Below are 5357 nucleotides of genomic sequence, written 5' to 3' on the forward strand. Positions count from 1 at the left end.
GAACGTCCCGGTGACCAGCAGGATGATCAGCGAGTACATCGCGATCTCACCGAGCATGAACGACCAGTGGTCGGGGAAGACCTTCTGCATCAGGTGCCGGACACCCTTGGCCCCGCCCGTGCGGTCATCGAACCAACCCGCTACACCGCCCAGTCTGGCCGCGGGACCACCCGCAGCCGGCCGGGCCGCTTGGTCACTGGCGCGCAGCCCTGCCGCGCCCTTGGGAATGCTCGAGGTGCTCATCCGCGCTCCCAGAAACTCGGGCCGACCGGTTCGGCGAACGGCGCGTCGGCCATCAGGTAGCCGTCCTGGTCAACGGTGATCTTCAACTGTGGCAGTGGGTGCCCGGCCGGCCCGAAGATCACCTTGGCGTCCTGCGTCACGTCGAAGGTGGACTGGTGGCACGGGCACAGCAGGTGATGGGTCTGCTGCTCGTAGAGGCCGACCGGGCAGCCGACGTGCGTGCAGATCTGCGAGTAGGCCACGATGCCGTGGTAGCCCCAGTCGAGCTCCTTCTGGCTGAGGATGTCCTTGGGGTCCAGGCGCATCAGCAGCACAGCTGCCTTCGCCTTCTCGTTCATCGGGTAAGCGGTCTTGTCGATCCCCTCGGGCAGGATGTGGAAGACCGAGCCGATGGTGACGTCGGTGGCCTTGACCGGGGTCAGCTCAGGGTCGCGGACCAGCCGGGTGCCCTTCTTCCAGACCGTGGTGTAGAGCTCGTCGCCGGGGGCGGGCCCGAGGCTGCCGACCAGCTGGACGACCAACGGGATCGCGAAGAGGCCGAGAGCGCCGCCGAGGGTGTACTTGATGAGCGGGCGACGGGCGATCTGGGCACCCTGCCCGCCCTCGAGGAGGGTGTCCACCGCGCCATGACGGTCCTCCTCGGCCGAGCGCAGCGTGTGCCGCTCCTCGACGACCTCGGTGTCCGGCATCAGCGTCTTGGCCCAGTGGATGGCTCCCATGCCGATCCCGAGCAGCGAGATCGAGAGGGTGACACCGAGCGTGACGTGGGAGATGTTGGCCTGGCCGACCAGGGGGATGAAGGAGAACTTGTCGCGCGGGATGGCGAAGTAGCAGACGACGAACAGCACCGTCGCGAGCGCGGAGATGCCGAAGAGGGTGGCGACCTGCTTCTCGGCCCGCCGCGCTGCACCTTCGTCGTGGTCGGCCATGCGGTGGACATGCGGCGGCAGACCGGGGTTGGCGAACTGCTCGGGAATGCCGCCGGTCCCGACGATGTGCCCCTGGTCGAGGGGCAGGGCGGTGCTCGTGTCGAACCGCTCGACCTGGCCGTCCGGCTCGTGCGGGCCCTGTGTGGGGTTCCCGTTGTCAGTCATCGTGGTCGATCCTGTCCCTCGGAATCGTTGCGTCGGTGCGGTCGGGTGGCCATCACGCCGCCTTGCGGCCCAGCCAGACGGCGAAGCCGATGAGGAGGCCGATGCCGAACGTCCATGCGAACAGGCCCTCGCTCACCGGACCGATCCGCCCCAGCGTGATGCCGCCGGGGTTCTTGTTCTCGTCGAGCCCCTGCAGGTAGGCGATGATGTCGGCCTTGCCCTGCTTGTCGATGTTGGTGTTGTTGAACACCGGCATCGACTGCGGGCCGGTGACCATTGCCTCGTAGATGTGCTTGCCGGACACGTCGTCCAGTGCCGGAGCGAACTTGCCGCGCGTCAGGGCGCCACCGGCGCCGGTGAAGTTGTGGCACATGGCGCAGTTGACGCGGAACAGCTCGCCGCCCTTGGCCTGGTTGCCGCCGGTCAGCTCGGACTCCTCGGGGATCGCCGGGCCAGGGCCGAGCGAGGCGATGTAGGCAGCGAGGTCGCGGATCTCGCTCTCGGAGTACTTCAGCTTCGGCGACTGGTGCGCCTGGACGTTTGGTCCGGCCAGCGGCATCCGCCCGGTGCCCACCTGGAAGTCGACGGACGCGGCACCGACGCCGACGAGCGAGGGTGCGTCGTTGGTGCCCTGGGCCTTCAGTCCGTGGCAGGTGGCGCAGTTGGCCAGGAAGAGCTTCTTGCCTTGGTTCACGTCGTCCGCGGTGGCCACCGCCGCCTGCGCCGTCTTGGGCGAGAGCAGCACGTACAGCCCACCCGTGGCCAGGAGCCCCAGCATCAGGATGACGACGATCGCCGCCGGGTGGCGGCGGCGGGCAGCGAGGGAGTTCACGATGCGGTCCTGTCGAGGGTGGGATACGGGGCAGGGGTCGTCAGAGGAGGGGGCATGGTCACTGCAGCAGGTAGATGGTCGCGAACAGGGCGATCCAGACGACGTCGACGAAGTGCCAGTAGTACGACGTCACGATGGCACCGGTCGCCTGGGTGTGCGTGTAGCGACGTGTCGTGAAGGTGCGTCCGATGATCATCAGGAAGGCGAGGAGCCCGCCGGTCACGTGCAGGGCGTGGAACCCGGTGGTCATGTAGAAGACCGAGCCGTAGGCGTCCGACGACATGGTGATGCCCTCGTGGACCATGTCGGCGTATTCCTTGACCTGCCCGGAGACGAAGACGGCCCCGAAGATGTAGGTGAGGACGTACCACTCGCGCATTCCCCACTTGCCGATCTCCAACAGCTTGCCGGTCCGCACCGGGTGGCCGTTCTCCGCGCGGAAGACGCCGAGCTGGCACCAGACCGACGAGATCACCAGGATCAGCGTGTTCCCGGCGGCGTAGGGGACGTTCAGTGCCGTCGTCTTGTCGGCCCACAGCTCGGGCGAGACTGAGCGAATCGTGAAGTACATCGCGAAGAGTCCCGCGAAGAACATCAGCTCACTGGAGAGCCACACGATCGTGCCCACCGACGTCATGTCCGGCCGTGTCGCCGGGCCCGGTCGCTGGAGTGGTCCGGGACTGGTTCCCGGCGTGCCTGAGTGAACTGCTGATGCGGTCGCCACGGGCGCCATTATGGCCCTATCCGCGCTGGGATGTCAGAGCGACCCCCCGAATGTCGGCGACCGGCCCACCGGGCCGCACCGGTAGCATCTTGGGCATGACCGCTTCGCACCCCTCGACGCCCGCTGCCGTGCCCCCGGACGGCGGCAGCCGGCCCGGCCCCAAGCAGATCAGCGTCCTGCTCTACAGCGACGACATCGCCACCCGCGACGCGGTGCGGATCGCGGTGGGCAAGCGTCCATCACGCGACATCGAGGTCAAGACCTGGCGTGAGTGCGCGACCTCGGCTGCCGTCCACGAGGCGGTGCGTGGCGCGAGCTTCGACGTGTTGATCCTGGACGGTGAGGCGGCTCCGGTCGGGGGACTGGGCCTGTGCCGCGAGCTGAAGAACGAGATCTTCGACTGTCCCCCGATCCTGGTGCTGACCGGCCGGCCGCAGGACGGCTGGCTGGCCGCGTGGTCGCAGGCCGACCAGGTCGTGCCGCACCCCTTGGACGCCTTGGCGATGTCCTCGGCCGTCGCCGAGCTCGGTCGCTCCGGCGCGGGCTCCCTGGTCAAGCCCTGACCATGGCCGGGTCGCCGGACCGCAGCACCCCCACCTCCACCCAAAGCGCCGCGACGCCCGACTGGCCGACCCTCTACACCTCGCTGCTGCAGGGCCGTGACCTGTCCACCGAGGACGCCGCCTGGGCGATGGACCAGGTGATGAGGGGCGAGGCGAGCCCCGTGCAGGTCGCCGGCTTCCTCATGGCGCTCCGGGCCAAGGGTGAGAGCGTCGCCGAGATGCGCGGCCTCGCGGACATGATGCTGCAGCACGCCACCCGCATGGCCGCGCCCGATGTCGCCCTGGACATCGTCGGCACGGGCGGCGATCGCGCGCACACGGTGAACATCTCGACGATGGCCTCGATCGTCGCCGCCGGCGCTGGGGTGCCGATCATCAAGCACGGCAACCGGGCCGCGTCGTCCTCGTCCGGGTCCGCCGATGTGCTCGAGTCCCTCGGCATCAACTTGAGGTCCACCCCTGAGGCCATCGCCCGGATCTTCGCCGACTGCGGCATCACCTTCTGTTTCGCGCAGACCTTCCACCCGTCCATGCGGCACGCGGCGGCGGCCCGCAGCGGCCTGGGCATCGGCACCGCGTTCAACTTCCTCGGGCCGCTCACCAACCCGGCGCAGCCCCGGTATGCCGCGATCGGCGTCGCCGACGCGCGGATGGCGCCGCTCATCGCCGGCGTCTTCGCCGAGCGGGAAAAGGACGCGGCCGTCTTCCGCGGCGACGATAGCCTGGACGAGCTCACCATCACCACCACCTCCACGCTGTGGTGGGTCCGCAGCGGCAACGTCAGCGAGCACCGTCTCGACCCGCGCAGACTCGGGCTGCAGCTCAACCCGATCGAGACCCTCCGGGGGCAGGACGCCGACTACAACGCCGGCGTCCTGCGCCGGGTCATCGGCGGAGAGGACCGTGGACCGGTGCGTGACGCAGTCGTGCTCAATGCGGGGGTTGCCCTCGCGCTGACCGAGCCCGACGAGACCCCGGGCGGCACGGGCCATGACGGTGACCCGAGCGCCGCGCTGCACCGTCAGGTGCGCGCCGGGATGGACCGCGCCGAGCAGTCCATCGACTCAGGTGCCGCCGGTGAGGTGGTCGCTCGCTGGGTGGCTGCCTCGACCGCCACGGACTGAGCCGTCCGGCCACGAGCCGCCGTGTGGAGGATCCGTGGGGTGCAGACCCCATCGATCATCCCCGCTCCTGCCTGGCACCCGCGCGGTCGGGTCGTGGTCAGGCGTCGTCGAGGCCGAGGCTGAACGCCGCTTCCAGATCGCGTCCGGAGTAGGTGCGGAAGGCGATGTGCGTCTGGGTGCCGGTGACGCCCTCCACCTTGTTGAGGCGGTCGGCGATCACGTCGGCGAAGTCCTCGTGCCGGGACACCTTGGCGACCGCGATGAGGTCGACGTCCCCGGTCACGGAGTAGACCTCGCTCACGCCGTCGATCTCGGCGATGGCGGCAGCAGCCTCGGGGATGCGGTGGACGTCGCAGTTGATCAGGACGATGGCGGAGATCACGAGGCTCACCCTAGCCGCCCGGGCGCGGCCGCGTCGGCCTGCGCCGGTGCTGGGCGCCCTGGTCCCTCAGCCTGCGGAGGGCACCGCGGCGGGCGGTCGATGCGTGAGCCCGATGGAGGAGGGCTCGTCGAAGCCGACCAGGTCGCGGCGGGCCGCGGCCAGGGGTTCGAGCCGGTCGCGGGCACCACCCGCACCGTGCACCGGACAGGTCCACTCACCCTGGATGGACACCATGCGCACTCCTGGCGCCTCGAGCCAGCGAAGGACCTTCTCGGTCTCCTCGGCAGTGGCCGCGGGCACCGGGGCGGCCGGAGCCGCCACGACCTCGGCGGTCCGCCCCAGGGCCTCGATGAACGGCCGGGGGTCGGCCCCCGGCGGACTCACCGTGGTGCCGG

6 protein-coding genes and 2 pseudogenes are annotated in these 5357 nt (G+C 69.6%); 2 read left to right on the forward strand and 6 right to left on the reverse strand.

The window, feature by feature from the left end; genetic code table 11:
* The 4 genes and pseudogenes from FRW57_RS16630 to ctaE all read right to left on the reverse strand — a co-directional run.
* Nucleotides 1-243, reverse strand: a pseudogene (locus tag FRW57_RS16630) (cytochrome bc1 complex cytochrome b subunit); the annotation flags it as partial.
* Nucleotides 240-1337, reverse strand: a complete 1098-nt coding sequence (qcrA, locus tag FRW57_RS16635; protein ID WP_137121019.1) for a cytochrome bc1 complex Rieske iron-sulfur subunit — start codon at nucleotides 1335-1337, stop codon at nucleotides 240-242. The gene qcrA and the pseudogene FRW57_RS16630, both read right to left, overlap by 4 nt.
* Before the next feature lie 52 nt (nucleotides 1338-1389).
* Nucleotides 1390-2169, reverse strand: coding sequence for a cytochrome bc1 complex diheme cytochrome c subunit (qcrC, locus tag FRW57_RS16640; protein WP_137121020.1), 780 nt, complete (start codon nucleotides 2167-2169; stop codon nucleotides 1390-1392).
* A gap of 58 nt (nucleotides 2170-2227) precedes the next feature.
* Nucleotides 2228-2902, reverse strand: a complete 675-nt coding sequence (ctaE, locus tag FRW57_RS16645) for an aa3-type cytochrome oxidase subunit III (protein ID WP_202911465.1) — start codon at nucleotides 2900-2902, stop codon at nucleotides 2228-2230.
* Nucleotides 2903-2988: 86 nt separating this feature from the next.
* Here ctaE and FRW57_RS16650 point away from each other — a divergent pair, with 86 nt between their 5' ends.
* Entirely contained in the window at nucleotides 2989-3456 is a 468-nt protein-coding gene (locus FRW57_RS16650; protein ID WP_238384594.1) for a response regulator transcription factor, read from the forward strand.
* 2 nt (nucleotides 3457-3458) lie between these two features.
* Nucleotides 3459-4580: an anthranilate phosphoribosyltransferase gene (trpD, locus tag FRW57_RS16655; RefSeq protein WP_152186523.1), complete on the forward strand. Its 1122-nt coding sequence runs from the start codon at nucleotides 3459-3461 to the stop codon at nucleotides 4578-4580.
* Between the two features lie 97 nt (nucleotides 4581-4677).
* On the opposite strand, the gene FRW57_RS16660 is transcribed toward trpD, so the two are convergent.
* Together FRW57_RS16660 and FRW57_RS16665 are read right to left on the reverse strand one after the other, a co-directional pair.
* Nucleotides 4678-4962: an Lrp/AsnC family transcriptional regulator gene (locus FRW57_RS16660; RefSeq protein WP_137121023.1), complete on the reverse strand. Its 285-nt coding sequence runs from the start codon at nucleotides 4960-4962 to the stop codon at nucleotides 4678-4680.
* 66 nt (nucleotides 4963-5028) lie between these two features.
* A pseudogene (locus tag FRW57_RS16665) lies at nucleotides 5029-5357 on the reverse strand (DEDD exonuclease domain-containing protein); the annotation flags it as partial.

It is taken from the genome of Segeticoccus rhizosphaerae (assembly GCF_009192725.1).
GTDB lineage: Bacteria > Actinomycetota > Actinomycetes > Actinomycetales > Dermatophilaceae > Segeticoccus > Segeticoccus rhizosphaerae.

Bases quoted from the DNA above. Each gene is read 5' to 3' on its own strand.
- qcrA (WP_137121019.1), bottom strand. From the start codon at position 1,337: ATGACTGACAACGGGAACCCCACACAGGGCCCGCACGAGCCGGACGGC.
- ctaE (WP_202911465.1), bottom strand. From the start codon at position 2,902: ATGGCGCCCGTGGCGACCGCATCAGCAGTTCACTCAGGCACGCCGGGA.
- FRW57_RS16650 (WP_238384594.1), top strand. From the start codon at position 2,989: ATGACCGCTTCGCACCCCTCGACGCCCGCTGCCGTGCCCCCGGACGGC.
- trpD (WP_152186523.1), top strand. From the start codon at position 3,459: ATGGCCGGGTCGCCGGACCGCAGCACCCCCACCTCCACCCAAAGCGCC.